At 70.4% G+C, this 26,464-nt stretch carries 26 protein-coding genes and 3 tRNA genes; 7 read left to right on the top strand and 22 right to left on the bottom strand.

The window, feature by feature from the left end; translation table 11 throughout:
• The first annotated feature begins 44 nt into the window (after positions 1–44).
• Positions 45–497 (top strand): SRPBCC family protein, encoded by a 453-nt coding sequence (locus tag ACIPJY_RS12545; protein ID WP_400463886.1) that lies wholly within the window; start codon positions 45–47, stop codon positions 495–497.
• A gap of 91 nt (positions 498–588) precedes the next feature.
• On the opposite strand, the gene ACIPJY_RS12540 is transcribed toward ACIPJY_RS12545, so the two are convergent.
• The gene (locus ACIPJY_RS12540) at positions 589–3,111 is read right to left on the bottom strand and encodes an ATP-dependent Clp protease ATP-binding subunit (protein ID WP_400463888.1); all 2,523 of its coding nucleotides are present in this window, start codon (positions 3,109–3,111) and stop codon (positions 589–591) included.
• Positions 3,112–3,397: 286 nt separating this feature from the next.
• On the bottom strand, positions 3,398–3,877 hold the full coding sequence (locus tag ACIPJY_RS12535) for a Clp protease N-terminal domain-containing protein (RefSeq protein ID WP_400463891.1): 480 nt from the start codon (positions 3,875–3,877) through the stop codon (positions 3,398–3,400).
• Between the two features lie 71 nt (positions 3,878–3,948).
• On the opposite strand from ACIPJY_RS12535, the gene ACIPJY_RS12530 reads away from it, so the two are divergent.
• Positions 3,949–4,881: an NAD(+)/NADH kinase gene (locus ACIPJY_RS12530; protein WP_400463894.1), complete on the top strand. Its 933-nt coding sequence runs from the start codon at positions 3,949–3,951 to the stop codon at positions 4,879–4,881.
• A gap of 137 nt (positions 4,882–5,018) precedes the next feature.
• Here the strand turns inward: ACIPJY_RS12530 and ACIPJY_RS12525 are convergent, their stop codons facing one another.
• From ACIPJY_RS12525 to tilS, 15 genes are all read right to left on the bottom strand, one after another.
• The gene (locus ACIPJY_RS12525; protein WP_123655174.1) at positions 5,019–6,080 is read right to left on the bottom strand and encodes a sigma-70 family RNA polymerase sigma factor; all 1,062 of its coding nucleotides are present in this window, start codon (positions 6,078–6,080) and stop codon (positions 5,019–5,021) included.
• 336 nt (positions 6,081–6,416) lie between these two features.
• Entirely contained in the window at positions 6,417–6,548 is a 132-nt protein-coding gene (locus ACIPJY_RS12520) for a hypothetical protein (protein WP_400463898.1), read from the bottom strand.
• Between the two features lie 52 nt (positions 6,549–6,600).
• A complete protein-coding gene (locus ACIPJY_RS12515; protein WP_400463901.1) occupies positions 6,601–6,753 on the bottom strand; it encodes a hypothetical protein in 153 nt (50 codons plus the stop codon).
• 57 nt (positions 6,754–6,810) lie between these two features.
• Entirely contained in the window at positions 6,811–7,014 is a 204-nt protein-coding gene (locus ACIPJY_RS12510; protein ID WP_400463903.1) for a hypothetical protein, read from the bottom strand.
• Between the two features lie 28 nt (positions 7,015–7,042).
• On the bottom strand, positions 7,043–8,572 hold the full coding sequence (gene lysS / locus ACIPJY_RS12505) for a lysine--tRNA ligase (RefSeq protein WP_400463906.1): 1,530 nt from the start codon (positions 8,570–8,572) through the stop codon (positions 7,043–7,045).
• 214 nt (positions 8,573–8,786) lie between these two features.
• Positions 8,787–9,479 carry a Rossmann-like and DUF2520 domain-containing protein gene (locus ACIPJY_RS12500; RefSeq protein WP_400463909.1) on the bottom strand — a complete coding sequence of 231 codons (693 nt, stop codon included), beginning with the start codon at positions 9,477–9,479 and terminating at the stop codon, positions 8,787–8,789.
• A complete protein-coding gene (locus tag ACIPJY_RS12495) occupies positions 9,476–11,248 on the bottom strand; it encodes a PH domain-containing protein (RefSeq protein WP_400463911.1) in 1,773 nt (590 codons plus the stop codon). Before ACIPJY_RS12495 ends, ACIPJY_RS12500 begins: the two co-directional genes overlap by 4 nt.
• Before the next feature lie 9 nt (positions 11,249–11,257).
• Positions 11,258–11,779 (bottom strand): PH domain-containing protein, encoded by a 522-nt coding sequence (locus ACIPJY_RS12490; protein WP_400463914.1) that lies wholly within the window; start codon positions 11,777–11,779, stop codon positions 11,258–11,260.
• An 18-nt stretch (positions 11,780–11,797) separates the two neighbouring features.
• Entirely contained in the window at positions 11,798–12,277 is a 480-nt protein-coding gene (locus tag ACIPJY_RS12485; RefSeq protein WP_123655167.1) for a DUF3180 domain-containing protein, read from the bottom strand.
• A complete protein-coding gene (gene folK, locus ACIPJY_RS12480) occupies positions 12,274–12,852 on the bottom strand; it encodes a 2-amino-4-hydroxy-6-hydroxymethyldihydropteridine diphosphokinase (protein WP_400463917.1) in 579 nt (192 codons plus the stop codon). The genes ACIPJY_RS12485 and folK overlap by 4 nt, the downstream gene beginning before the upstream one ends.
• Positions 12,849–13,232, bottom strand: coding sequence for a dihydroneopterin aldolase (folB, locus tag ACIPJY_RS12475; RefSeq protein ID WP_400463920.1), 384 nt, complete (start codon positions 13,230–13,232; stop codon positions 12,849–12,851). The genes folK and folB overlap by 4 nt, the downstream gene beginning before the upstream one ends.
• Entirely contained in the window at positions 13,229–14,113 is an 885-nt protein-coding gene (folP, locus tag ACIPJY_RS12470; RefSeq protein ID WP_400463923.1) for a dihydropteroate synthase, read from the bottom strand. The genes folB and folP overlap by 4 nt, the downstream gene beginning before the upstream one ends.
• A 6-nt stretch (positions 14,114–14,119) precedes the next feature.
• On the bottom strand, positions 14,120–16,108 hold the full coding sequence (ftsH, locus tag ACIPJY_RS12465) for an ATP-dependent zinc metalloprotease FtsH (protein WP_400463926.1): 1,989 nt from the start codon (positions 16,106–16,108) through the stop codon (positions 14,120–14,122).
• Between the two features lie 115 nt (positions 16,109–16,223).
• The gene (gene hpt, locus ACIPJY_RS12460) at positions 16,224–16,775 is read right to left on the bottom strand and encodes a hypoxanthine phosphoribosyltransferase (RefSeq protein WP_123655162.1); all 552 of its coding nucleotides are present in this window, start codon (positions 16,773–16,775) and stop codon (positions 16,224–16,226) included.
• A 19-nt stretch (positions 16,776–16,794) separates the two neighbouring features.
• The gene (gene tilS / locus ACIPJY_RS12455; protein WP_400463929.1) at positions 16,795–17,814 is read right to left on the bottom strand and encodes a tRNA lysidine(34) synthetase TilS; all 1,020 of its coding nucleotides are present in this window, start codon (positions 17,812–17,814) and stop codon (positions 16,795–16,797) included.
• Positions 17,815–17,864: 50 nt separating this feature from the next.
• On the opposite strand from tilS, the gene ACIPJY_RS12450 reads away from it, so the two are divergent.
• The gene (locus ACIPJY_RS12450) at positions 17,865–18,356 is read left to right on the top strand and encodes an inorganic diphosphatase (RefSeq protein WP_070417329.1); all 492 of its coding nucleotides are present in this window, start codon (positions 17,865–17,867) and stop codon (positions 18,354–18,356) included.
• A 129-nt stretch (positions 18,357–18,485) separates the two neighbouring features.
• Here the strand turns inward: ACIPJY_RS12450 and ACIPJY_RS12445 are convergent, their stop codons facing one another.
• Together ACIPJY_RS12445 and ACIPJY_RS12440 are read right to left on the bottom strand one after the other, a co-directional pair.
• Positions 18,486–19,907: an NlpC/P60 family protein gene (locus ACIPJY_RS12445; RefSeq protein WP_400463933.1), complete on the bottom strand. Its 1,422-nt coding sequence runs from the start codon at positions 19,905–19,907 to the stop codon at positions 18,486–18,488.
• 32 nt (positions 19,908–19,939) lie between these two features.
• Entirely contained in the window at positions 19,940–21,226 is a 1,287-nt protein-coding gene (locus tag ACIPJY_RS12440; RefSeq protein WP_400463936.1) for a M23 family metallopeptidase, read from the bottom strand.
• Positions 21,227–21,527: 301 nt separating this feature from the next.
• Here ACIPJY_RS12440 and ACIPJY_RS12435 point away from each other — a divergent pair.
• The 3 genes from ACIPJY_RS12435 (at position 21,528) to ACIPJY_RS12425 (ending at position 21,804) form a co-directional block, all read left to right on the top strand.
• Positions 21,528–21,600, top strand: a tRNA-Glu gene (locus ACIPJY_RS12435).
• Between the two features lie 53 nt (positions 21,601–21,653).
• Positions 21,654–21,730 (top strand) — tRNA-Asp (locus ACIPJY_RS12430).
• A 1-nt stretch (position 21,731) separates the two neighbouring features.
• Positions 21,732–21,804: transfer RNA gene (locus tag ACIPJY_RS12425), tRNA-Phe, on the top strand.
• Positions 21,805–22,036: 232 nt separating this feature from the next.
• Here ACIPJY_RS12425 and ACIPJY_RS12420 read toward each other — a convergent pair.
• On the bottom strand, positions 22,037–23,047 hold the full coding sequence (locus ACIPJY_RS12420; protein ID WP_400463939.1) for an aldo/keto reductase family protein: 1,011 nt from the start codon (positions 23,045–23,047) through the stop codon (positions 22,037–22,039).
• 79 nt (positions 23,048–23,126) lie between these two features.
• Here ACIPJY_RS12420 and ACIPJY_RS12415 point away from each other — a divergent pair, with 79 nt between their 5' ends.
• Positions 23,127–24,125 carry an NAD-dependent epimerase/dehydratase family protein gene (locus ACIPJY_RS12415; protein WP_400463942.1) on the top strand — a complete coding sequence of 333 codons (999 nt, stop codon included), beginning with the start codon at positions 23,127–23,129 and terminating at the stop codon, positions 24,123–24,125.
• Positions 24,126–24,284: 159 nt separating this feature from the next.
• On the opposite strand, the gene rocD is transcribed toward ACIPJY_RS12415, so the two are convergent.
• Together rocD and ddaH are read right to left on the bottom strand one after the other, a co-directional pair.
• Positions 24,285–25,514, bottom strand: coding sequence for an ornithine--oxo-acid transaminase (gene rocD, locus ACIPJY_RS12410; protein WP_400463945.1), 1,230 nt, complete (start codon positions 25,512–25,514; stop codon positions 24,285–24,287).
• Complete coding sequence (ddaH, locus tag ACIPJY_RS12405) at positions 25,514–26,419, bottom strand: dimethylargininase (protein WP_400463948.1); 906 nt, start codon at positions 26,417–26,419, stop codon at positions 25,514–25,516. Before ddaH ends, rocD begins: the two co-directional genes overlap by 1 nt.
• Between the last annotated feature and the right edge of the window lie 45 nt (positions 26,420–26,464).

Below are 26,464 nucleotides of genomic sequence, written 5' to 3'. Positions count from 1 at the left end.
GCCCCATGGGTCGCGCCCAGCCGCTCCGGCCTACCGTCCGGGACATGCCCCAGATCATCGAGACCATCGACGTCAACGTCCCTGTCAGCGCTGCCTACGGGCAGTGGACCCGCTTCGAAGAGTTCCCGCACTTCCTCGACGAGGTCGAGAAGATCGACCAGGTCGACGACACCACCACCGACTGGACCGTGAAGGTGGCCGGCCAGGAGCGCAAGTTCCGTGCGGTCATCACCGAGCAGCACCCCGACGAGCGTGTCGCATGGGCCGTCAAGGACGGCGAGACCGACCACGCGGGCGTCGTCACGTTCCACAAGCTCTCCGACGCCGAGACGCGCGTGACCGCGCAGATCGACTGGGAGCCCTCCGGCTTCCTCGAGAAGCTCGGCGCCGCGGTCGGCGTCGGCGGACACGCCATCAAGAAGGACCTGCAGAACTACAAGGAGCGCGTCGAGGCGGCTCCCACGGACACCGGATGGCGCGGTGACGTGCAGGCCTGACCAGGCCGGGTCGCGTCCGTGACGTGACCGCAGACAGACGGGAGGCCCGGTGCCAGCTGGCACCGGGCCTCCCGTCTGTCTGGTGGGGACTCTAGGACTCGATCTCGCCCTGCGGGGCGGCGTCCGTTCCGGACTCCACGGCAGCGGCTCCGGCGAGGACTTCCTCGCGGCCGGGCTGACGCCCGGTCTCGAACTCGAACTTGCCCTCGCGGAAGTCCACCTTGACGTGGTCACCCGCGGTGAGCTCACCCTGCAGAATGTGCTCGGAGAGCTGGTCCTCGACCTCGTGCTGCATCGCGCGGCGCAGCGGGCGAGCACCCAGGGCCGGGTCGAACCCGACCTTGATGAGCTGCTCCTTGGCCGGCAGCGTGAGCTCGACGGTCATGTCGCGGTCGAGCATGCGGTCCGACAGACGCTTCACGAACAGGTCCACGATCTGCAGCAGCTCGGGCTGCGACAGCTGCGGGAACACGATCGTGTCGTCGACGCGGTTCAGGAACTCCGGCTTGAAGTGCTTCTTGAGCTCCTCGTTCACCTTCGCGCGCATGCGGTCGTAGCCGACGCCCGAGTCACCCTCGACCTGGAAGCCCACCGGGCCACCGGCGATGCCCTGCGAACCGAGGTTCGTGGTCATGATGATGACGGTGTTCTTGAAGTCGACCACGCGGCCCTGACCATCGGTCAGACGACCTTCTTCCAGCACCTGCAGGAGCGAGTTGAAGATGTCCGGGTGGGCCTTCTCGATCTCGTCGAACAGGACCACGGAGAACGGCTTGCGGCGCACCTTCTCGGTGAGCTGGCCACCTTCTTCGAACCCGACGAACCCGGGAGGGGCACCGAACAGGCGCGAGACGGTGTGCTTCTCACCGAACTCCGACATGTCGAGGGAGATCAGTGCACCCTCGTCGTCGAACAGGAACTCCGCGAGGGCCTTGGCGAGCTCGGTCTTCCCGACGCCCGTGGGGCCGGCGAAGATGAACGAGCCGGAGGGCCGGTTCGGGTCCTTCAGGCCGGCACGGGTGCGGCGGATGGTCTTGGAGAGGGCCGAGATGGCCTCTTCCTGACCGATGACGCGCTGGTGCAGGGCCTTCTCCATGAAGACGAGGCGCGAGGTCTCCTCTTCGGTGAGCTTGAACACCGGGATGCCCGTTGCCTGGGCCAGGACCTCGGCGATGATGCCCTCGTCGACGGTGCCGGACGCGGCGACGTCACCCGCACGCCACTGCTTCTCGAGGCGGAGACGCTCGCCGAGGAGCTTCTTCTCCTCGTCGCGCAGGCTCGCGGCCTTCTCGAAGTCCTGCTCCTCGATGGCGGCTTCCTTCGACCCGCGAACCGTCGAGATCTTCTCGTCGAACTCGCGGAGCTCCGGCGGCGCGGACAGGATCGACAGGCGCAGGCGGGCGCCGGCCTCGTCGATCAGGTCGATGGCCTTGTCGGGCAGGAAGCGGTCCTGCACGTAGCGGTCCGCCAGGTTCGCCGCGGCGACGATCGCACCGTCGGTGATGGACACCTTGTGGAACGCCTCGTACTTGTCGCGGAGGCCCTTGAGGATGTTGATCGCGTGCGGCAGCGACGGCTCGTTGACCTGCACCGGCTGGAAGCGACGCTCGAGCGCGGCGTCCTTCTCGAAGTGCTTGCGGTACTCGTCGAGCGTGGTGGCACCGATGGTCTGGAGCTCGCCACGAGCCAGCAGCGGCTTGAGGATCGACGCGGCGTCGATCGCACCCTCCGCTGCACCGGCACCGACCAGCGTGTGGATCTCGTCGATGAAGACGATGATGTCCCCGCGGGTGCGGATCTCCTTCGTGACCTTCTTGAGGCGCTCCTCGAAGTCACCGCGGTAGCGGGACCCGGCGATGAGCGAACCGAGGTCGAGCGAGTAGAGCTGCTTGTCCTTGAGCGTCTCGGGGACGTCGCCCTTGACGATCGCCTGGGCGAGGCCCTCGACGACGGCGGTCTTGCCGACGCCGGGCTCACCGATCAGGACGGGATTGTTCTTGGAGCGGCGGGAGAGGATCTGCATGACCCGCTCCATCTCCTTCTCGCGCCCGATGACGGGGTCGAGCTTGCCGTCGCGCGCGGCCTGGGTGAGGTTCCGACCGAACTGGTCGAGGACCTGCGAACCCTGCTGCGCGTTCTGCTGCTGCTCGCCGCCGACGGCGACCGCTTCCTTGCCCTGGTAGCCGGACAGGAGCTGGATGACCTGCTGGCGGACCCGGTTCAGGTCGGCGCCGAGCTTCACGAGGACCTGGGCTGCGACACCCTCGCCCTCGCGGATGAGGCCGAGCAGGATGTGCTCGGTCCCGATGTAGTTGTGGCCGAGCTGCAGCGCTTCGCGCAGGGACAGCTCGAGGACCTTCTTGGCGCGCGGCGTGAACGGGATGTGCCCGGTCGGCTGCTGCTGGCCCTGCCCGATGATGTCCTGGACCTGCTCGCGGACGGCGTCGAGCGAGATGCCCAGCGACTCCAGCGCCTTGGCGGCGACGCCCTCGCCCTCGTGGATGAGGCCGAGGAGGATGTGCTCGGTGCCGATGTAGTTGTGGTTGAGCATCTTCGCTTCTTCTTGAGCGAGGACGACAACACGACGGGCTCGGTCGGTGAATCTCTCGAACATGTGCTCTCCCTTGGCCCTTCGTACCGGGCCGACAGCTGCACCGGGCTCGTGTGAGTCCGGTCACGTACTTCGAGAGTAACCAGCGCTCACCCCCTGGTCTGCCCCTGTTCGCCGTGGGCGTGACCTCGGGGCGCTGGGTGCGCCGATCGGCTCGTCAGGCGCGTCGGGCGGCGCGTTGCCGGCACGGCGCGCAGCGCGTCAGGCGCGTCAGGCGGCGCGTTGCCGGCACGGCGCGCAGCGCGTCAGGCGCGTCGGGCGGCGCGTTGCCGGCACGGCGCGCAGCGCGTCAGGCGCGTCGGGCGGCGCGCATCAGGGCACGGCGGAACCGGCGCGGGTCCACGTCGAGTCGGTCGAGGACGTCGTGCGCGGCACCCATGAACGGGTCGTCGACCCCGTCGAGCACGGCCATGAGCACGTGGTGCGGCCGGACGCGCTCACCCGGGCCCGCGACCTGCGCCGAGCGGGCGAGGATCCGGGCACCTGCCGGGGTGCACGTGACGGCGTCCGGGTCGGACGGGTACGGCGCGGTGCCGGCGCCGACGAACACGCGGATCGCGTCACGGAGCCGACCGGGCGTCACGCCGTGGGGATCGAGGAGCCTGCGGAAGCGCGGCATCCCACCGCAGAGGACCACGGCCGCGACGAGCAGGTGTTCCGCGTCGACGAACCCGAAGCCGGACTCGCGTGACTCGTGCTGGGCGAGGAGGACGATCTCGCGACCGTGCTGGATGACGGGCACAGCGATGGAGAGCGTGTCGGGTTGCATGTATACAGAATATCGCACACCGCCGACATTGAACAGCCCTCAGATCAGGTGCGCCCGGTAGCATCCGGCGCATGGATCAGCCCGTCGTCGGCCTCGTCGTGCACCCGACCAAGAACGTGCAGGAGTCCGTCAGCACCCTGCAGCGGTGGAACGCCTCCGGCCGCGGACGCCTGGTCGCCCGGCGCATCGACGCCGTCCGGATCGGCGGCTCGATCGACGTCATCGAGGACGACGAGTTCACCGGGACCGTCGACCTCGTGGTCGCACTCGGCGGGGACGGCACCATGCTCGGTGCCATGCGCCTCGTCGCGAAGCGCCCGGTGCCGGTCCTCGGGGTCAACTACGGCAACGTCGGGTTCCTGGTGGAGATCGAACCGCCCGAGCTCGAGGCCGCGCTGGACCGCTTGTCCGCCGGGGACTACCAGCTCGAGCCGCACCACGCGCTCGAGGCCCGGTTGTCCTGGAGCGGCGCGCGCACCGACCACCTCGCCTTCAACGACCTCACCATCGTGCGGCGCCCAGGGGCCGGGCAGGTGTCGGCGGACCTCAGCGTCGGCGGCCTCGGGTACGGGTACTACCGCGCGGACGCCATCGTCGCTTCGACGCCCGCCGGGTCCACCGCGTACAACTACGCGGCCGGCGGTCCGGTCCTCTCCCCCGCGCTCTCCGGTTCGGTCGTCACCCCGGTCGCCCCGATGGCCGGCATCGACCGCTCGGTGGTGCTCGCCGCTCGCGAGCGCTACCGCTTCGAGATCGCGGAGGGCACCAGGAGCGCGGCGCTCGAGGTCGATGGCCTGGTCGTGGGCGAAGTGGCGACCGGCGCGCAGATCGACATGCGTCTGCGGAAGGACGCCGGCAGCGTGGTGCGTCTCGACGCCGAACGGCACGGGCGGACGGGCCGCGTGAAGCTCAGCCTGCTCGACCTGCCGGTGCGCCCGGACCAGCTCGTCGAACTCATCCCGAGCGACCTGCGGCAGAAGCTGCGGCGCGAGGTCGAGGACTGAACCGCGCCGGACATGAGTGTGGCCCGTCCGAGCAGTGCTCGGACGGGCCGTCCCATCACCCCACCGGATCGACTTCCCACAGAACGACCCGGTTCCCCGAGCCGACGCGGTGAGGCGCCGGCCGAAGTGCTGCTGACCTATTCGGTCAGGTAGAGCTGCATGTCCTGCGAGACCGCCTTGGCGAACAGGCGCAGCTTCGCACGCGACTCGACCCGGCTGACCGCCTGACGCGTCGTGTGCACGATCTTCGAGATCTCGTCGAGCGTCATCGGCTTGTCGTCGTCCAGGCCGTAGCGCATGCGGATCACGTTGGCTTCGTCGCTCGGGAGCTCGGCGACGATGGAGCGGATGTCGCGGTGCAGGAGCGTCGTCTCGGTGAGCTCGTTCGGGGACGCTGCGTCCTCGTCCTCGATGAAGTCGCCGAGCTCGCTGTCGTCCGAGTCGCCGACCACGGTGTGGATCGACACCGGCTCGTGCGAGCGGCCCTTGAGGTCAACGAGTTCTTCGACCGACATGCTCAGCTCGGCTGCGACCTCTTCCGGCATCGGCGCACGGCCGAGATCGACGGTGAGGTCGCGCTCGGTGCGCGAGATCTTGTTGATGAGCTCCACGGTGTGCACCGGGATGCGGATCGTGCGGGCCTTGTCGGCGAGGCCACGCGAGATGGCCTGACGGATCCACCAGGTGGCGTACGTCGAGAACTTGTAGCCCTGCGTGAAGTCGAACTTCTCGACGGCGCGGACCAGGCCGAGGTTGCCTTCCTGGATGACGTCCATGAAGGGCAGGCCGCGCTGCGAGTAGCGCTTGGCGATGCTGACGACCAGGCGCAGGTTCGACGTGATCATGCGCTCCTTGGCGCGCTCACCGTCGCGGACGAGCCACTTGAGCTCGCGCTGCAGTGCCTTGGGGAGCCCCTGCTCGGTGGCGAGCTTCTCGCCGGCGAACAGACCGACCTCGATGCGGCGGGCGATGTCTGCTTCTTCCTCGGCGGTGAGGAGCGAGAGACGCCCGATGTGGCGGAGGTAGTCACCGACCTGGTCGACCGATGCGCCGCGGACGCCGGCGAGCTGCTCGTCCGCCTCGACCTCCGCTGCGGCGGTGTCGAGCGTGGTGCTCTCGACCTTGGCGCTGTCGGTCTTGGCGGTTGCCTTCTTGGTGCGGCGTGAACTGGTGCTCGGTGCTGCCGTTGCGATCGTCATGTGACTCTCCCTGCATTCGACGTATGGCCTCGTGGGGTGTCACTAGTAGAGCGGGCAAGAGGTGTACCCCACAAACGGAACCGAATGATTCCCAGGGTTCTCCGTGCTTCGTCATTGCGACTGGCCCCCACGGGGTACAGCGTGGGAACAGTCTGACCCCGCTGCTCGCCCGAGATCAAGGGGATGTCGCCGTGTTTCCGGGATTGCATCGGTGTTTCTGGCGCGTTTCGGAGCATGTACCCCGGGGTGCAGCGCTTGGCGGACAAACAAAAGGGGTACGTCGGCCCGGATCGTCACGATCCGGCCTCCGTACCCCGAAAACCGAGTGGGCGTGGGTCACCAGGACGGCTCGAGCCATCCCGATCGGCGCTTGGACACCTCGAGGTCCGCGTCGCGGTCGTACTCGTCGTACTCGCTCTCGATGTCGCCGACGAGGCTGCGGGAACGGAACATCTGGGTGATGGACATGAGGTCGATCGTCACACCGGTCGGCAACGACCGCGTGAACGGGCGGCGACGCTCAGACGTCGATGTCGTCATCGTCGTCGTCGGTCCACGGGGCGTCGTCGCGGCCGGCGTCCGTCAGCGCGGCGTGGCCGAAGGCGTCGAGCGCGTCGAGGTCCGACGGGTCGAGGCCGGTCGGCTCGTCGGGCAGGGGTGCTGTCGGCTCCATGCGCGCACGATGCCACCGTCGCGTGAACGACCGGTGAAGTCTGGTGCGGGTTCGGCGCTACTCGGCGGAGGCAGGTGCCGGCGCACTGACGCCGTGCTCACGCTCGAAGCGCGCGCGCTCTTCTGCTTCGACCTTGGCGTACGCGGCACGCTCGGTCCGGTCGGCCCGCATGATCGCGCGCATGACGAACCAGAAGACGAGGCCGACGACGACGGTCGGCGTCAGGGCGAAGATGATCCCGGTCACGACTCCATGCGGCACCCGAGCATCCTAACCCCGGCGCCTGGGCCTACTTGACGAGCGGGAACAGGATCGTCTCACGGATGCCGAGACCGGTGATCGCCATCAGCAGCCGGTCGACACCCATGCCCATGCCGCCCGACGGGGGCATCGCGTGCTCGAGCGCACGCAGGAACTCCTCGTCCACGCGCATCGCCTCGGGGTCGCCGCCCGCGGCCAGCTTCGCCTGCTCGACGAACCGCTCGCGCTGCACGACGGGGTCGACGAGCTCGGAGTACGCCGTGGCGAGCTCGAACCCGCGGACGTAGAGGTCCCACTTCTCGACGATGCCCGGCCGGGTGCGGTGCTCCCGGGTCAGCGGCGAGGTGTCCACCGGGAAGTTCATGACGAACGTCGGGCGGTCGAGCGAGTCGATGACGAAGTGCTCCCAGAGCTCTTCTACGTACTTGCCGTGCGTGGCGTGCGCGACCTCGACACCCTCGGCCGCGGCGAGCTCCTGCAGCTCCGACAACGGGGTCTCCGGCGTGATCTCGCGGCCGGCTGCCTCGGACAAGGAGCCGTACATGTCGATGCGCGGCCACTCGCCGCCGAGGTCGTACGTGCTGCCGTCGGGCAGCGGGACCTCGAGCGGGCCGCCGGTCACCGCGCGCGTGGCGTTCTGCACGAGCTCCTGGGTGAGGTCGGCCATCTGCTCGTAGTTGCCGTACGCCTGGTAGGCCTCGACCATCGCGAACTCGGGCGAGTGCGACGAGTCGGCGCCCTCGTTCCGGAAGTTCCGGTTGATCTCGAAGACACGGTCGATCCCGCCGACGACGGCCCGCTTCAGGAAGAGCTCGGGCGCGATGCGCAGGAACAGCTCGGTGTCGAACGCGTTCGAGTGCGTGACGAAGGGCCGGGCCGAGGCACCGCCGTGCTGGGTCTGCAGCATCGGCGTCTCGACCTCGAGGTACTCGTGCCCGGTGAAGGTCGCGCGGAGGGACGCCATCACGGCGGCCCGGGCACGGACGGTCTCGCGGGCCTGGTCGCGCACGATGAGGTCGAGGTAGCGCTGGCGGACCCGCGTCTCCTCGTTGAGTTCGTTGTGCAGGTTCGGCAGCGGCAGGATCGCCTTCGCCGCGATCGCCCACTCGTCGACCATGATCGACAGCTCGCCGCGGCGCGAGGAGATCACCCGCCCGTGCACGAACACGTGGTCGCCGAGGTCGACGAACTCCTTCCAGCGTGCGAGCGACTCCTCGCCCACCTCGGCGAGGGACACCATCGCCTGGATGCGCGATCCGTCGCCGGACTGCAGGGAGGCGAAGCAGAGCTTGCCGGTGTTGCGGGAGAACACGATGCGCCCGGCGATGCCGACGACGTCGTCGGTCTCCTGCCCGGTCTCCAGGTGCGCGTACTGCGCGCGGACCGCGGGGATCGTGGTGGTGATCGGGAGCTCGGCCGGGTAGGCCTCGATCCCGGACTCCAGCAGCCGCGCGCGCTTGTCGAGCCGGACCTGACGCTGCTCGTTCGTCTCCTGCTCGGCCAGTGCGGCGGCGTCGGCGATCGCGGTGTCGGTGGTGGCGGCGGTCTCGTCGGTCATGCGGGTGCGGCTCCGAGGGTCGTGGGGGATGGCGTCGATGCTACCCGTCCGGGCGTGCTCCCCCGGAATCCCGGGCCCGCGCGACCTCGCACGGTGCGAGGCGCCGCCCGAGTGTGCGAGGTCCCGGACACTGTGCGAGGCGCCGGGCCCCGCACGGTGTCCGCAAACTCGCACACTGCGGGACGGCGCGCGCCCGCGCGCCCGCCCGCCCGCGCTACAGCGTCGACTGGCCGTCGGCGGCGGCGAGCGCGTTGTCGACGGCGGACCGCACGAGTGCCCCGAGCACGCGGCCGGGGTGCTCCACCCCGATCCCGGAGAGCGTCCCGGCGGACTGGTCCACGATCGCGGTCGAGAAGCTCACCGCGGCACGGACGGCATCGGCGTACGCGGGCCGGTCGGCCTCGGAGACGACGAACGGCTCGGCTCCCATCTCGACCACGAGCGCCTGCGCGATGGGGAGCACGGGGGCGGGAGCGGTCACGGCGCAGTACGCGTCGCGCAGCCGGGACAGGTCGACGCTGGTGCCGGTGAACGCCATCGCGGGGTGGATCGCGAGCGGGATCGCGCCGGCGGCCAACGCGGGTGCGAGGACCCCGACGCCGTGGTCCGGGCTGGTGTGCACGACGAGCTGCCCCGGTTGCCAGATCCCGGCGTCCGCGAGCCCCTGCACGAGCCCCGCGAGCTGGTCGTCCGGCACCGCGAGCAGCACGAGTTCACTCCGCTCGACGAGGTCGGGCGTCTCGAGCACGGGGACGCCGGGCAGCAGTGCCTCGGCGCGGTCCACGCTCGACTCGGACACGGCGGTGATGCCGACGACGGCGTGCTCCGCGTTCGCGAGTGCGGCGCCGAGCACCGGTCCGACGCGCCCGGCACCGACGACGCCGACCCCGAGTCGTCCCGCCCTCACCGCACGGCTCCGGTCGGTGGCACGTCGCCCCACCCGGGAGGCACGGAGCCACCTGCTCGCGGTGACGACAACTGCTCGGTCGGGCGCGTGTCCACATGTCGTCCAGGCGCGCGGTACCCGCCAGGCCCCACAAAACCAGCACCAACACCAGCCGCAGCCCCAGCCCGCCACCGGTGCGACGTGTCGGTCGCCGCCGCCTCGACCGCACGGTGCGCGGTCTCCGACCACAGCTGCTGGGCATCCCGGGCGTCGAGCGCACCCACGGACGCGGTGACCGGCCCCTGCACGGTCTGCACGTGCACGGACGCCAGGCGGAGCAGCCGCTCCACCGGCCCCTGGGACACCTTCACGCTCTGCACACGCGGCAGCGGCACGACGACGAGCGACCGCCAGACCGCCCCGAGACGGAGCAGCACGGCGCCCTGGACGAAGCGGTACCCGTTGCGGCGCGCGGAGAACGGCCGGAGCCACCGCCCGCGCCGCGGCGAGTACCGGAAGCCGCCCTGGTCGCCGGTCGTGGTGAGGCTGTCGTCGACGACGCTGACGGCCTCGGCGGAGCCCTCACGGAGCAGGTCCTTCGACGCCGCCGGACCGACCACGGCGCTGCCGACGAGCGACGGCAGGATGATCTCCAGGACCTGCCGGACGTCGGCCGCGTCACCGACGGGCAGCACGATCGACGAGACCTGCTGGTTGTTCGACGCCCCGTTGCCGGCGTTCGTCGCACGGTTGATGCGGACGTCCCACCAGCCGAACGGCCGCCACATCAGCGGCTGCGCGACGCTCACGGCGTGGATGCGACCAGGGGGCAGGGTCTCGTTCGTGGTGGAGACCAGCCCGAAGCCGATCCGGATGCCGTCCCGGGTGTCCGCGATCGTGTACTGCAGCGACTTCGAGAACTTCCGGACGTAGTACCCGCCGGCGCCGATGACGGCCGGGAACAGCGACACGAGCAGGAAGTACTGGCCGGTGATGGCGATGCTGACGATGATCGCGACGACCGCCAGCAGGATGAAGACCGTGGTGCCGGACAGCACCATCGACGCGATCAGGCGTCCGGGCTTCACCTTGACGATGCGCGTCGCGTGCACGGCGGACGGGTCGAGCTCTGGTGACAGGAACTCGTTCACACGGTCCTGCACGCGGCCGGTGCCGGGCTGCTCGCGCGACTCGGACTCGTCCTCCTGCGCGCCGGACGCGAGCACCAGGATGCGCTGCCGGAGGTCGTCGGCCGCCTTCGCCCCGAGGTACGCCAGCTGCACGTTCGCGTCGTTGCCCGCCTGCGCGATCTCGAGCCGCGCGGTCCCGAATATCCGCGGGACGAGCGGCCGGGTGATGTTGATCCCCTGGATCCGGTCCAGCCGCGCCTTCCGGTGGCTCCGGAACAGCACGCCGGACCGGACCTCGACGATCTCGCCGGTGACCCGGAACTCGTGCATCCGCCAGGACAGGTAGAACAGGCCGATCAGCACGATCACGAACCCCGCGATGCCGAGGAGTACCCAGCCGACCGCGCCGTGCTCGTACACGTAGCGGACGGGGTCGCCCTCTTCCGAGGGGCCGCCGCCCCCCGGGATGATCATGTCGAACAGGGTGTCGCGGAGGTTGTTCAGCACGATGCCGAGCACCACGATCAGGAAGATCCCACCGCGCAGCAGCGGGGTCAGCGGGTGCAGGCGGTGCCACTCGCCGTCGGTCAGGGGCGCGGCAGCGGCGGCGTTCCCGCTGCGCGGCGGTGCCGGCGGCGGTGGTCCGGGTCGGAACGTCACGGCGACCGCCTACAGCCCGGCGCGACGGGTCTCGGCGAGCTCGACGAGTCGGTCGCGGAGCTCGTCGGCGTGCTCGGCCGGGATCCCGGGGACCCGCACGTTCGTCGACGCCGCGGCGGTCACGAACTTCAGCTCGCTCATCCCGAGCGCCCGGTCGAGCGGGCCGCGGTTCACGTCGACGAGCTGCAGTCGGCCGTAGGGCACGGCGGTGAAGCGCTGCCACATCAGCCCGCGGCGGAGCACGAAGTCGTCGTCGCGCAGGGCGTACCCGATGGCACGCACCCGTCGCGGCGTGAGGATCGCGGTGATCAGCGTGACGATCCCGATGACCGCGGCGATGAGGGTCCAGACCAGACCGGTCGTCTCGCCGACCCCACCCGTCGCCAGGCCGATCAGCACGCAGCCGACCGTCACCACCGCGCCCGCGAGCACCGTCGTGATGAGCTCGGTCCAGACCAGCTTCGCGGACACCCGGGTCCACTCGATGCCGGTCAGTCCCAGGGCGGGCTCGTCGAGTCGTTCGCGCGGCATCGGGGCCCTCCTGCTGTGTCAGTTCACCGTGGTGCCGTTCCGCGGGTCGTCGCGGTCGTCGTCGTCCGGCGGAGCGATGCACATGCGCTCGGCGACGAGGGCGCACACGGTCAGCACGATCCCACCGCCGACCGCCACGGCACTCGGCAGGGTCGAGCCTAGCGAAGGCACCACCGAGCGGGTCAGGAGGTACACGAGCAGCCCGAGCGCGAACGCGCCGAACAGCACCCCGCAGATGCTCGAGGCCTTCGCGAGCACCACCACGCGGGTCGCGTAGATCGGGTCGACGCGCCGGTCCGCCCCGCCGCGGACGTGCCGGCGCACCGGCAGCGCGAGCGCGATCAGGACGATGCCGATGAACGCCAGGGTGAACCCGAGCGGGGTCACCAGGATCAGCGCCGGCGCCTGGCGCGAGGCCAGCGCGGCGTTCAGCGCGAAGCCGGCGATGCCGGCCACGAGGGCGAGGCTGACGAGGGTGGAGGCGCGGGTGGTCTTCACGGGGTCGCTCCGGATCGGCTTGCGTCGTTCGTGGGGTCCGTCCGGACCGGACGGGAGGCCCGGGTCGGCTCGTCGAGCAGGCGCGGCTCGTCGACGCGCTCCGTGTCGTCGCCGAGTGCGGCCAGCAGGTCGGCCACCGGTCCGGCGCCGGGCAGGACGGCAGACGGGTCGGCGTCGAGCCACGGCGCGAGGACGAACGCCCGCTCGTGCGCGCGCGGGTGCGGCACGGTGAGCGTCGCCGTGGCGATGTGCTCGTCCCCGTAGGCGATCACGTCGAGGTCGAGCGTGCGGTCACCCCAGCGGACCTCGCGGGTGCGGCCGAGGGTGTCCTCGACGCCGTGCAGCGCGTCCAGGAGCTCCTGCGGTGCGAGCTCGGTGTCGACGACCACGACAGCGTTCCGGTACCGGGGCTTCGACGTGTCGAGCCCGTCCAGCGTGAGTGCGACGGACTCGACCTCGTGGCTGGACGCGACCGCGGTGACGCCGGGGATCGAGGCGACGGCGGCAGCGGCGGACCGGAGCGTGCTGCCCCGGTCGCCGAGGTTCGCGCCGAGGGCGACGACGGCGCGGGTCACGCCGGCTCCTGCTCGTCCGCGGGTCGCTCGCGGCGGATGGTGATCGAGACGTCCGTGAACGGCACGGTGATCGGGGCCTGCGGCTTGTGCACCGTCACCTCGGTCGCCAGCGCCGCCCGGTGGGTGAGCACCGCGGCGGCGATCCGCTCCGCGAGGGTCTCGATGAGGTCGACCGGATCGCGTTCGATCTCCGCGACGACCTGCTCGGCGAGCACCCCGTAGTGCACGGTCTGCTCGAGGTCGTCCGGACCGGCGGCCGCGCGGGCGTCGACCTCGACGGCGACGTCGACGACGAAGTCCTGGCCGTCGGCGCGCTCGTGGTCGAAGACGCCGTGGTGGCCACGGGCACGGACCCCGACGAGGCGGATGGTGTCGTTCACGATCGAGCTGCCCTCCAGGCTTCCCAGACGTCGAGCACGGCGCGGGTCGGCGCCGGGTCGTGCACGCGGACGCCCCAGGCGCCGCGCTCTGCTGACAACAGGCTGATGGCCGCCGTGGCCAGGTCGCGGTCCTTCGGCGGGGCGCCCTCGGGACTGCCGATGCCGTCGAGGAACCGCTTCCGCGACGCGGCGACCAACACGGGCAGGCCGATCGAGGCGAACCGCTCGTAGCCGGCGAGGATCTCCCAGTTCTGCACGCCCTGCTTCGCGAAGCCGAGCCCCGGGTCGATGACGACCTGCTCCTGGCGGACCCCGAGCACGATGAGCTCGGCGACGCGCATCTCGACCTCGCGCCGGACCTCGTCGACGGCGTGCTCGTAGACGGCGTCGCGGTACATCCGGTCGCTGTGGCCGCGCCAGTGCATCACCACGAACCCGGTCCCGGTGGACGCGACCACCCGGGCCATGTCCGGGTCGGCCAGCCCGCCGGAGACGTCGTTGACGATCGCGGCGCCGAGCTCCACCGCGCGCTCCGCCGTCGACGCGTTCATGGTGTCCACGCTCACGGCGATGCCCTCGGCGACGAGCTCGCGGACGACCGGCAGCACGCGGTCCTGTTCCACGGACACCGGGACGCGCTCGGCACCGGGCCGCGTGGACTCACCACCGACGTCGACGATGTCGGCGCCGGAGGCCACCAGGTCACGGGCGTGGGCCAGGGCGGTGTCGTACGCGTCGTGCAGGCCGCCGTCGGAGAACGAGTCCGGCGTCACGTTGAGGATGCCCATGACCCGGGTGTGCTCGCTCTGGAGCACACCCGGGTCACGGCGACGGCCGGTCGCGGCGAGGCGGCGGTCCCGTCTCGTCGGGAGGTCGGTCATCCCGGCCTACGCGGGGGCGATACCCGGGTTGCCGAACGGACGGTGGCGCGGGGTCTTCGAGGCCTCGCGGTCGTTCGACTCGGACGCGGTGTTCGCCGCCTTGCCCGGGACGTCGATCGCGGGGAGGTTGCTCACCGGGCGCTTGTCGCTCGAGAGCCACTGCGGGCGCTCGGGCAGCTTGCGGACGTCCTTGAAGATCTCCACGAGCTCCGGGGCGTCGAGCGTCTCCTTCTCGAGGAGCTCACCGGCCAGGCGGTCGAGGATGTCGCGGTTGTCGTTGAGCACCTGGTAAGCCTCGTCGTGCGCGGCCTCGAGCAGGGCGCGGGTCTCGGCGTCGACCGTCTCGGCGATGTTCTCCGAGTAGTCGCGACCGGTGCCGCCGCTCATGTCACGACCGACGAACGGCTCCGTGGACCCGGCGCCGAGCTTGACGGACCCGACCGCACGGCTCATGCCGTACTCGGTCACCATCTTCCGGGCGGTGCCGGTTGCCTTCTCGATGTCGTTCGACGCACCCGTGGTCGGGTCGTGGAAGACGATCTCCTCGGCGACGCGGCCACCCATGGCGTAGGTGAGCTGGTCGAGCAGTTCGTTGCGCGTGACGGAGTACTTGTCCTCGAGCGGGAGCACCATCGTGTAGCCGAGGGCACGGCCGCGCGGCAGGATCGTGATCTTCGTGACCGGGTCGGTGTGCCGCATCGCCGCTGCCGCGAGCGCGTGACCGCCCTCGTGGTAGGCCGTTATGAGGCGCTCCTGGTCGGACATGATCCGGGTCCGTCGCTGCGGGCCGGCCATCACGCGGTCCACGGCTTCGTCGAGGGCACGGTTGTCGATGAGCTGCGCGTTCGACCGGGCCGTGAGCAGCGCGGCCTCGTTCAGGACGTTCGCCAGGTCGGCGCCGGTGAAGCCCGGCGTCTTGCGGGCGAGGAGCTCGAGGTCGACGCTCGCGGCGAGCGGCTTGCCCTTCGCGTGCACCTCGAGGATCTGCTTGCGGCCGGCGAGGCCGGGTGCGTCGACACCGATCTGACGGTCGAAGCGGCCCGGACGGAGCAGGGCGGGGTCGAGCACGTCGGGGCGGTTCGTCGCGGCGATCAGGATGACGTTCGTCTTGCCGTCGAAGCCGTCCATCTCGACGAGGAGCTGGTTCAGCGTCTGCTCGCGCTCGTCGTTGCCGCCACCGATGCCGGCGCCGCGGTGACGACCGACGGCGTCGATCTCGTCGATGAAGACGATGGCCGGCGAGTTCGCCTTGGCCTGCTCGAAGAGGTCACGGACACGGCTCGCACCGACACCGACGAACATCTCGACGAAGTCCGAACCGGAGATCGAGTAGAACGGGACGCCCGCTTCGCCGGCGACGGCGCGTGCGAGCAGGGTCTTGCCGGTTCCGGGAGGGCCGTACAGCAGCACGCCCTTCGGGATCTTGGCGCCGACGGCCTGGAACTTGGCCGGCTCCTTGAGGAACTCCTTGATCTCGTGCAGTTCCTCGATCGCCTCGTCCGCACCGGCGACGTCCGCGAAGGAGACCTGCGGGTTCTCCTTGTTGTTCATCTTCGCCTTGGACTTGCCGAACTGCATCACCTTCGAGCCGCCGCCCTGGGCGCTCGAGAGCAGGAACCAGAACAGACCGAGGATGAGCAGGAACGGCAGGAGCGTCAGGATCAGCGAGACGAACCAGTTCGACTGCTGGACGGTGTCGTTGTAGCCCTTCGGCAGGTCGGCCTTGGCGATCGCCTCGACGACCTCGGTGCCACGGGGGGTCGAGTAGTAGAACTGCTCGGTGGTGCCGCCGTCCTTGAGGGTGAGGTCCACGCGCTGCTCGGTGGAGTTCACCACCGCGGAGGAGACCTTGCCGTCAGAGAGCTGTTCGAGGCCCTTCTGCGTGTCGATCTGCTGCGTGCCGGACTGGCTGATGAAGGCCCACCCGATCCAGATCCCCACGATCGCAATGAGCACGTAGATGTACGGCCCGCGGAGGATGCGCTTGAAGTCCATGTGATCCGGGCAGAGCGCCCGACACCTTTCTCTGCCGAAGTTGCGTGCTGATCAGCATACGGCGGCGATTCTGTGGCGAGAATGGGTGTCCTCTGCGGGCGAACTCCCCGTTGGACTAGGAGTAGATGTGCGGCGCGAGGACGCCGATGCCGCGCAGGTTCCGGTAGCGCTCGTCGTAGTCCAGGCCGAAGCCCACCACGAACTCGTCGGGGATGTCGTAGCCCACGTACTTCACGTCGACCTCGACCTTGGCGGCCTCGGGCTTGCGCAGCAGTGCGACGATCTCGACGCTCGCGGCACCGCGGGACTCGAGGTTCTGCTTCAGCCAGGACAGCGTCAGGCCGGAGTCGATGATGTCCTCGACGATGATGACGTCGCGGCCGTGCAGGTCGGTGTCGAGGTCCTTGAGGATCCGGACCACGCCGGACGACTTCGTGCCGGACCCGTAGGACGACACCGCCATCCAGTCCATCTTCGCCTGCAGCGTCAGGTGGCGGGAGAAGTCGGCCATGACCATGACCGCGCCCTTGAGGACGCCGACGAGCAGCGGGTCCTTGTCGGCGTAGTCACGATCGACCGCCGCGGCGAGTTCGGCGATCTTGTCGTCGATCTGCTCGGGGGTGAAGAGCACTTCGGAGAGGTCGTCCTGCACGTCGGAGAGTTCCACCGGTCCAGCCTAACCGGGACTACGCGGCCGAGAACGACAGCCGGTCGCCGTCACGCGACGCCCGGACGCCGGGCAGGTCGATCGGCCCCTGCCCGCTCCAGTCGGTGACGAGCCGGCAGACCTCGAGGGTCTGGACGCGGGACAGCGTGACGCCGAACTCGCTCTCCACGGCGAGGCGCACCAGCCGCTGCCGGAGCGCCGGCGGGTTCGCGTGCAGCTCCCGCACGGACAGCGAGATCCCGGCTTCCGAGTGCTCGGCGAGGTCCTCGGCCATCTCCTCGGCGAAGTGGTCGAGCGCCGCGGAGTCCTCGCGCAGCTGGTCGGCCGTGCGCGCCAGGGCCTCCTGCACGCCGGCGCCGAGTTCCTGCTCGAGCACCGGCATCAGGGTGGTGCGTACCCGGACGCGGGCGAACGCCGGGTCCTCGTTCTGCGGGTCGTGCCACGGTGCGAGCCCGGCGGCAGCGCAGGCCTGCCGGGTCGTGTGCCGCCGCACCGCCAGGAGCGGCCGGCCGTAGGCCGGCCCGCCGTCCCGCCGCGCCAGCGGCTGCATCCCGGACAGGCTGTCCGGACCGCTGCCGCGCAGCAGGCCGAGCAGCACCGTCTCGGCCTGGTCGTCGAGGGTGTGACCGAGCAGGACGAGTGGTGACCCGGTGGCGGACGCGACCTCGGCGATCGACGCGTGCCGGGCCTCCCGGGCGGCGCCTTCCGGGCCACCGTCGGAGCCGACGGCGACCCTGCGGACCGTCACCGGGTCCAGACCCAGCTCGGATGCCTGCCTGGAGGCTCGGCTCGCCACCGCCTCGGAGCCCGCCTGGAGCGCGTGGTCGACGACCACCGCGCCTGCCCGGAGTCCGTGTTTCGGTGCCTCGAACGCGGTGGCTGCCGCGAGTGCGAGCGAGTCCGGTCCGCCGCTCAGGGCGACCAGCACCAGGTCGCCGTCGCGGACGACCTGGTCGTCGCGCGCACGGCCGAGGAGGTCGCGGACCGCGCGACGGGTGTCGGCGACCGCGGGGTCCAGCCGGGGGCGCGGAGAGTTCACCCGGTAACGTTAGCCGCGCTTTCCGTTCATCCAACAGACCAGGAGCACACATGGCCGCGTACGACGTCGTCGTCGAGATCCCCAAGGGCAGCCGCAACAAGTACGAGGTGGACCACGAGACCGGTCGCGTGTACCTCGACCGCGTGCTGTTCACGTCGTTCGTGTACCCGACCGACTACGGCTTCTTCGAGAAGACCCTGGCGGACGACGGCGACCCCGTGGACGCACTGCTGCTGCTCGAGTACCCGACCTTCCCGGGTGTCGGCGTGAAGGTCCGCCCGGTCGGCGTCTTCAAGATGAGCGACGAGGCGGGCAACGACGCGAAGGTCCTCGTGGTCCCCGCGAAGGACCCGCGCTGGGCGCACATCCAGGACATCTCGGACGTCGACGAGCAGACGAAGGCGGAGATCGCGCACTTCTTCGAGCGCTACAAGGACCTCGAGCCGAACAAGTGGGTCAAGGCCGAGGGCTGGGGCGACGCCGCCGAGGCCGAGGCGATCGTCACGGCCGGCCAGGCCGCGTACGTGCCCGCCGGTCACTGACGCAAGCCTCACTCCGGCGGGGCTCGCTCCCGGCGGGCCTTGCTCGGGCGGGCCGTGCTCCGGCGGGGTGCACCCCGTGACGACAAGTGCGCACGCTTCCGCGTGCGCACTTGTCGTTTGTTCGAGCAGTTACAGCGAGCCGGACGGGCGTGCGACGTAGGGCAGCAGCGCGCTCGGGGTCCAGACGGCCCGCTCGACGACGCCGACGCCGGGGCGCGCGGCCTCGACCATCATGCCGCCGCCCGTGTAGATCGAGTCGTGGTAACCGCCTGACGCGGTTCCGTTCGACGAGTAGAACAGGATGTCGCCGGGCTGACGCTGCGAGAGCGGCACGAGGCGACCGATCGACTTGAAGTAGTTGTACTGCCACACGACGTTGTGGCCGCCGGTCGCGATGCCCTGCGAGTTGTAGGCCATCATCACCAGGCCGGAGCAGTCCCACGTGTTCGGACCGGCGCCACCGAGGACGTAGGCCTTGCCGAGCTGGCCCCGGGCGTAGGCGATGGCGCCGGCCGCCTTCGACGGGGTGCTCGGCGCGGTCGGCGTGGTGACCGGCGCGGTCGGGGTCGTCGTGACCGGGGTGCTCGGCTTCGACGGGGTGACGGGGGTCGTCGTGGACGGACTCGTCGTGGACGGCTTCGTGGTCGACGGCTTGCTGGTCGACGGCTTCGTGGTGGTCGGGTTGCCGGTCGACGGCGTCGTGGTGGACGGAGTGGTGGTCGTCGTGCCGCCACCGGTCGACGGCGTCGTGCCGTCGTCGTCGGTCGTCGCCTGGGCGGCGAGCTCGGCCTCGGCCTGCTTCGCCCGCTGCTCGGTGTAGTACGCGCTCTCGGTCGCGACGGTCGTGCCCTTGAGGTAGGCGAGCTGCTCGAGCACCTCGTCCTGCTGCTTCTGTCCCGCCGCGAGCTTGCCGTTCGCTGCGGCAGCGGTGTCGTTCGCGGAGTCGAGCGCGGTCTTCGTGGCGTCGGTCGCCTTCGTCAGCGCCTTGGCCGCCTGGCTCTTCTGCGCCGCGAGCGAGTCCACGGTCTTCTGGTCGGCCTTCGCCTGTGCCAGCACCGTCGCCGATCGCTCGGACAGGTGCGACATCGTGCCGACCTGGTAGAGCAGGTCCTTCGCGTCGGCGGAGTCCACGAGCATGCTCGTCGACAGGTCGCCGCCGCCGGTCCGTGAGAGCTCGACCACGAGCGCTGCGACCTGCCCGGCGGACTCGTCGGCGGCGGCCTTCGCGCGCTTCGCCTGGGCGGTCAGGTCGTCGAGCGTCGCCTGCGCTTCCTGCTGCTTCGAGGCGGCCAGCGCGTAGGTCTGGCCGGCCTGCTGCACCACGACACCGGCCGCGTCGGCGTCGTCCTGCAGCGACGACAGGCGCGAGGCCAGCTCGTTCACGGTCTGCTGCGACGCTGCCTGGTCGGCCTTCGCCGCCTGCACGTCCGCCCACGACGGGGCTTCGGCGGGGGTCGCCCCTGCCGGTCCGGCGATCCCCACCGAGAGCCCGATGCCGAGCAACGAGACGGTGGCGATGCCGCAGGCGAGGGAACGCGCAGGCTTCTTCATGTGGTGTCAGGGCCTCTCGGGCGCGCACACGGTCATACCGAGATCCCCCGCGCTGCCATGAAGGGGACCGGGTCGACGGCGGCGCCGTTCACCCGGGTCTCGAAGTGGAGGTGGCACCCGGTGGACCACCCGGTCGAACCGACCTGGGCGATCTGCTGCCCCGCGGTGACGTGCTGGCCGTTCGCGACCATGATCCCGCCGTCGACGATGTGCCCGTAGGCGGTGGAGATGCCGCCGCCGTTGTCGAGCACGACCTCGTTGCCGTAGCCGCCGCCGTTGCCCGCGAAGGTCACGGTGCCGTCGTGCGCGGCGTAGATCGGCGAGTAGCAGGCGGGGGCCAGGTCGACGCCGGCGTGCAGGGCGTGCGCGCCGGTGTAGGGGTCGACCCGGTAGCCGTAGGGGCTGGTCTGGTAGCCGGCGCTCGGGCGGACCCAGCCGGAGGCGTTCGCGGTGCCGCCGCCGGCACCGCCACTCGACGCGGGTGCCTGGGCGGCTGCCTTCGCGGCGGCCTCCGCACGCGCCTTCGCCCGGGCCTTCGCACGCGCCTCGGCCTGGGCGACGCCCTTGTTGTACTTCGCCTCGACGTTGGTGGCGTTCGTCGTGAGCAGGGTCAGCTGCGCCTCGAGCCGCTCCTGGTTGTCCGCCTGCGCGTCGACGGCCGTCTGTGCCGCGTCGGCAGCGGTCTGCGCCGCCTGCATCTTCTTCTGTGCAGCGTCGGCGAGGGCACCGAGCGCCTTCTTCGCGACGGCCGACTTGTCCGCGAGGGCCTGCGCCGTCCCCCGGTCCTGGGTCGCCTGCGAGTAGATGCCGTCCGCCTGCTCGCTGAGCTTCGACATCGCGCCGAGCTCGTAGAGGTAGTCCTTGGAGTCCGTCGGGTGCGTGAGGAGGTCCGTCGTGACGTCGTTGGAGCTGGCCCGACCGAGCTGCGCGGCGAGCTGACCGGCCTGCTCCTCGGAGGCCGCCGCGGTCTTCTCGGCCGCGTCCGCCTGGTCCTGGAGCTTCTGCTGCTTGAGCGTCGCCTCGTCGTACTTCGTCTGCGCCATCTGGTACGCCGTCCCGGCAGCGGCGGCGGCACTCTGCTTCGCCGTGGCGTCCGCCGTGAGCTTCGCGATGAGGCTCTTGATCTCGGAGACCTGCTCCTGCTGGGCGGCCTCGGACGCCTTGGCGGCCTGGACCTCGCTCCAGCTCGGGTAGATCGCTGCCGACGCCCGGTCAGCGGGTGCGATCGCGGCGATCGCCCCGGCCGTGAGCACGACAGCCACCGCGGCGGCGATCACGCGGCGGCGGTGGCTGAGGGACTGCGATGGTGAGGTCGACATACATCTCGATTTCGTAACAGCGCGGCAAGGCTCACGCACGTAACACTGTTAACAGACGCAACAGTAACAACAGGTGCCGGACCGGTGCAGCCCCTCGCACGAGGGACACGGGCCGACGACGATGCTCGCACTCGAACACCGACGGCGCAGAATCGGAGGCACTCCTCCACCGTGAGTGAAGCCTGCGCGCCCCACCCGTGTCCCTGCGACACGCCGGGCAGGACCGGTGCTGGCACGCCGATTTGTCATCCGCGCGGGGCTTCCGTATGCTTGACCTCCGGTGCAGGGATGTACTGCTTGCGGCCCCATCGTTTAGTGGCCTAGGACACCGCCCTTTCACGGCGGCAGCACGGGTTCGAATCCCGTTGGGGTCACTCCTCGTGAGACAGCAAGCAGGAACAGAACAGCACCGGATGCAAGTCAATATGGCCCTGTAGCGCAGTTGGTTAGCGTGCCGCCCTGTCACGGCGGAGGTCGCGGGTTCAAGTCCCGTCAGGGTCGCCACGGCTGGATAGCTCAGTTGGTAGAGCGTTCGACTGAAAATCGAAAGGTCCACGGATCGATGCCGTGTCCAGCCACGGTGAAAGGCCCCTCACGCGAGTGAGGGGCCTTCTCCGTTTCTACGGCGCGTGCGGCCGCGGCGCTGGACGGTCGCGGTTCCGCCCGTGGTTCCGCCCGCGGTTCCGCCCGTGGTGCCGCTCGGGTTCGCACAACCGAAACCGCCCGACACCGCCGACGTACGCGGTTCGAAGCGGTTTCGGTTGTGCGAACACCGGCCGTGCCCCTGCGGCGCGGGCGCGGCGGCGGCCGTCAGGCCTCGCGGGTCTTCGGGCTGCTGTCGTTCGTCTTCGCGGGGTCCCGCTCGACGACGGCGCCGAGCGCGTCGTCGATGCGCGAGAGCAGCTCCGCCGGGATCGTCACCCCGGCAGCGCCGGCGTTGTCGTGCACCTGCTCCGGCCGGGACGCGCCGATGATCGCCGACGCCACGTTCTCGTTCTGCAGGACCCACGCCACCGCGAGCTGCGCCATCGACAGGTCGAGCTCCTTCGCGATCGGCTCGAGCTCCTGCACCGAGGACAGCACCTCGTCGCGCATGAACCGCTTGATCATGTCCGCGCCGCCCTTGTCGTCGGTCGCGCGGGAGCCCTCGGGCAGCGGCTGCCCGGGCTTGTACTTCCCGGTGAGCACGCCCTGGGCGATCGGCGACCAGACGATCTGCGAGATGCCGAGTTCCTTCGAGGTGGGCACCACCTCTTCCTCGATGACCCGCCAGAGCGCGGAGTACTGCGGCTGGTTCGAGATGAGCTGGAAGCCGAGCTCCTTCGCCAGTGCGGCGCCGGCACGGAGCTGTTCGGCGGTCCACTCCGAGACGCCGACGTACAGGACCTTGCCCGCGCGGACCACGTCGGCGAAGGCCTGCATGGTCTCTTCGAGGGGGGTTTCGTAGTCGAACCGGTGCGCCTGGTACAGGTCGACGTAGTCGGTCTGCAGCCGCCCGAGCGAGCCGTCGATCGACTCGAGGATGTGCTTCCGGGACAGCCCGGTGTCGTTGTGGCCCTTCGGACCGGTCGGCCCGAACACCTTCGTCGCGATCTCGAGCGACTGGCGTCGTTCGCCCTTGAGCGCCTCGCCGAGGACGGTCTCGGCGCCGGTGTTGGCGTACACGTCGGCGGTGTCGAACGTCGAGATGCCGACGTCGAGCGCTGCCCGGACGCAGGCGATCGCGGCGTCGTTCTCGACCTGGGACGCGTGGGTCAGCCAGTTGCCGTAGGTGATCTCGGAGACCTTGAGGCCCGAGTTGCCGAGGTAGCGGTACTCCATGTGCGGTGTTCCTCCCGTGCCGCGTCGGTGCGGCGTCCCCATCGACGCTAGCCCCGCCGGAACGTGGTTACGTGGAGGAATGACGAGCAACGGAGCGAGCGTCCTGTTCATCGGCGGGAGCGGCGTGATCAGCGCCGCCTGCGTCACCGAGGCGACCACGCAGGGATTGGAGGTCACGGTCCTGAACCGTGGGACCACCGGGGGCAGGCCGATCCCGGAGGGTGTGACGCGCCTCCAGGCCGACGTGTCCGACCGGAGCGCCCTGGCGGACGCACTCGGCGACCGTCACTTCGACACGGTCGTGAACTGGGTGGCCTTCACGCCCGACCAGGTGCAGGCGGACATCGACTTCTTCGCCGGGCGGACGCGGCAGTACGTGTTCATCAGCTCGGCCTCGGCGTACCAGACCCCGCCGACGCACCTGCCCATCACCGAGTCGACGCCGCTGAAGAACCCGTTCTGGCAGTACTCGCGGGACAAGATCGCGTGCGAGGAACTGCTCATGACGGCGTACCGGGAGCAGGACTTCCCGGTGACGATCGTCCGTCCGTCGCACACCTACGACGAGACCAAGCTGCCGCTGACGGGCGGCTGGACGGCCATCGCCCGGATGCGGGCCGGCAAGCCGGTCATCATCACGGGTGACGGCACCTCGCTGTGGACGCTCACCCACAGCCGCGACTTCGCGGTCGGGTTCACCGGCCTGCTCGACAACGCGTCGGCGATCGGGGAGGCGTTCACCATCACGAGCGACGAGGCCCCGACCTGGAACGCCATCGCGCACGAGATCGCGGCCGCGGCCGGCGTCGAGGACCTGCGGATCGTGCATGTGCCTGCGGACGCGATCAACGCCGTGGACGCCGACTGGGGTGCCGCGCTGCTCGGCGACAAGGCGAACAGCTCGGTGTTCGACAACAGCAAGATCCGCTCGCTCGTGCCGTGGTACCGGCCGCGCACGCCGTACCGGCAGGGCGTGCGCGAGGTCATCGCCTGGTACGAGGCCCACCCCGAGGAGCAGGTGGTCGACGAGCGGCTCGACGCGCTGATGGACCAGCTCGCGGAGCGCTGGGCGGTCTGAGCCGCGGGCCGCGGTTCGCGGAGTTGCAGGCCGCGGTTCGACACGTCGACGCACAACGCGGACCGGCTCGCACCACGTGATCACGTGGTGCGAGCCGGTTCCGGTTGAGCGGGTCCACACGACACCGACGGCCTGGAGGCCCGGTGCCGGTCCGATGGGTCAGCTGCGGTCGCGCAGGACGGCGCCGAGTGCGTCGATCGCCACGGCGATCTCGTCGTCGGTCACGACGAGCGGCGGGGCGAACCGGATCGTCGACCCGTGGGTGTCCTTGACCAGGACACCGCGCCCGGCGAGCGCCTTCGCGACCTCCTTGCCGGTGCCGATGGCCGGGTCGATGTCGATGCCAGCCCAGAGCCCGGCGACGCGGTGCTCCACGACGCCGTGGCCGACGAGGTCGTCGAGCAGCCCACGGAGGACGGGTTCGCCGGCCAGGGCGCGCTGCTGGAACGTGCCCTCGCCGAGCATCGCGACGACCTCGGCCCCGACGGCCGCGGCGAGCGGGTTCCCGCCGAACGTCGAACCGTGCTCGCCGGGGCGCAGGACGCCCAGGACCGCGGCGGAACCGACGACCGCGGACACCGGGACGATGCCGCCGCCGAGTGCCTTGCCGAGCGTGACGAGGTCGGGTCGGACGTCCACACGCGAGACCGCGAGGGTGTGGCCGGTGCGCCCGAGCCCGGACTGGATCTCGTCGGCGACGAACAGCGCGCCGAACTCGTCGCAGATCTCGCGCACCGCAGGCAGGTAGGACGCCGGCGGGATGACGACGCCGCCCTCGCCCTGGATCGGCTCGAGCAGCACCGCGACGACCGTCTCGTCCATCGCGGCACGGAGCGCCTCCGCGTCGCCGTACGGCACGGTGCGGAAGCCCGGCGTGTACGGGCCGAAGTCGTCCTTGGCGTCCGGGTCGTCCGAGAACGAGATGATCGTCGTCGTCCGGCCGTGGAAGTTGCCGCTCGCCACGATGATCGTCGCCCGGTCAGCCGGGACGCCCTTCACCCGGTAGCCCCAGGCCCGCGACACCTTGATCGCGGACTCGACGGCCTCGGCGCCGGTGTTCATCGGCAGGACCATCTCGGTGCCGGTGAGTGCCGCCAGGGTCGAGGCGAACGGGCCGAGCTGGTCGTTCACGAACGCGCGGCTCGTCAGGGTCACGCGGTCGAGCTGTGCCTTCGCGGCGGCGACCAGTCGGGCGTTGCCGTGGCCGAAGTTGACGGCGGAGTACGCGGCGAGGCCGTCCAGGTAGCGCACGCCGTCGACGTCCGTCACCCAGGCGCCCTCACCCGAGGCGATGACGACCGGGAGCGGGCTGTAGTTGTGCGCGAGTGCGCGGTCCTCGACGGCGAGCGCCGCCGTGGTGTTGGCGCCGAGCGTGCCGGTGGCGCTCATCAGGACCGTGCCACGGAGTTGCCGGTGCCGACGGGGTGCAGGTCGAGCGTGCAGCACTTCACGCCGCCGCCGCCGAGCAGGAGCTCGGAGAGGTCGACGCCGATCGGGTTGTAGCCCTTCTCGCGGAGCTGCTCGGCGAAGGTGGTCGCGCGAGCGGCGATCACGACGTTGTACCCGTCGGAGTAGGAGTTCAGGCCGAGGATGGCGGCGTCCTCCTCGGTGGCGATGATCGCGTCCGGGAAGCGCTCGCGCAGGATCGCCAGGGAGGGCTCGTCGAACGCGGACTCGAGGTACGCGATGTTCGAAGTGCCGTCGGCCGTGGGCTCCGGGTCGAGCACGGCGATCGCGGTGTCGAGGTGGTAGAAGCTCGGGTTGATGAGCTTGAGCGTGATGACGTCGCGGCCGTAGACCTTCGCGATCTCCTCGTGCGAGGTGCTGTCCGACCGGAAGCCGGTGCCGGCGAGGATGACGTCGCCGACGAGCAGGAAGTCGCCCTCGCCCTCGTTCGTCTCGACGGGCTCGGCGACCTGCAGGCCGGCGCCGCGGAACCAGTCCATGTACGCGGGGCCCTCGGGCTGACGCTCCGGGTACTGGAACTTCGCGCCGTACGCGACACCGTCGAGCACGAACCCGCCGTTCGCGGCGTAGACCATGTCCGGCAGCCCCTGGATCGGGTCGATCAGGTGGATCTCGAAGCCCAGGCCCTGGTAGACGTCGTGGAGCTCCTGCCACTGGGCGACGGCCTTCGCGGTGTCCGTGGGGTCCTCGGGGTGCATCCACGGGTTGATCCGGTAGCTCACCGTGTAGAAGTCCGGCTTGCACATCAGGATCGTGCGCTTGGTGGCGGTGCGGGCGGGAGCAGTCGTGCTGGCGGCTGCGGGGTTCGACGGTGCTTGGGTCGACACGGGAGTCCTCCTGGGACTTCGGGCCCGAGCCTGCCAGGAACCACC

It is taken from the genome of Curtobacterium sp. NPDC090223, assembly GCF_044746585.1.
Classification (GTDB): domain Bacteria; phylum Actinomycetota; class Actinomycetes; order Actinomycetales; family Microbacteriaceae; genus Curtobacterium.
Note: the sequence above shows the minus strand (reverse complement) of the source record. Positions and strands in the feature narration are given on the sequence as shown.